The 700-nt window shown below is 67.4% G+C and carries 1 pseudogene; it reads left to right on the top strand.

Features of this window, described 5'->3' with window-relative positions:
* Positions 1 to 313 precede the first annotated feature (313 nt).
* A pseudogene (locus tag B1729_RS20215) lies at positions 314 to 700 on the top strand (electron transfer flavoprotein subunit beta); the annotation flags it as partial.

Raw genomic sequence — 700 nt, 5'->3', positions numbered from 1 at the left:
CGAGCAGGAGCTGCTGCGCCCGGATGATCGACGTCACGGCGGTCATGCCGGCCGCGGCGGGTTCCCAGCCATGGGCGATCCACTGGCGCTTGGCTTCGGCGATCGGGTCGACCGGAAGACGTTTGGGTGCTGCCATGACGACCTCCTCCTTTCACCGTACCGGTACGCGGTGCACGAGTCGGATGTGGGTGCCGCGAACGGGCGTTTATGTATACACACAGCGGGTCAGCGGTCGGTCTTGTCGGTGCATTCCATGCGATTGGGTACATTGCGCGGCGCGCCCTAGACTCGTGCGCAGCGTGAGGAGATCGTCATGAAGATCGTCGTCCTGGTCAAGGAAGTCCCGGATACCTACGGGGATCGCAAGCTGTCGCTGGAGACCGGCCTGGCCGACCGCGGGGCGAGCGAGACGGTGCTCGATGAGATCGGTGAGCGTGCGCTCGAGGTCGCCTTGTCATATGCCGACAAGACGCCCGGCACCGAGGTCGTGGTGCTCTCGATGACTCCGGAGTCCGCGTCGGCGACGGTGCGCAAGGGGCTCGCGATGGGTGCCGCATCGGCCGTGCAGGTCGTCGACGATGCCCTTCTCGGCGCCGACCTGGGGCTGACCGCCGAGGTGCTCGCCACAGCGCTGCGGCGGACCGGCTTCGACCTGGTGATCGCCGGCAACCAGTCCACCGACGGCACGGGCGGGGTCCTC

It is taken from the genome of Microbacterium sp. B35-04, from assembly GCF_010634885.1.
Lineage (GTDB): Bacteria > Actinomycetota > Actinomycetes > Actinomycetales > Microbacteriaceae > Microbacterium.
Note: the sequence above shows the minus strand (reverse complement) of the source record. Positions and strands in the feature narration are given on the sequence as shown.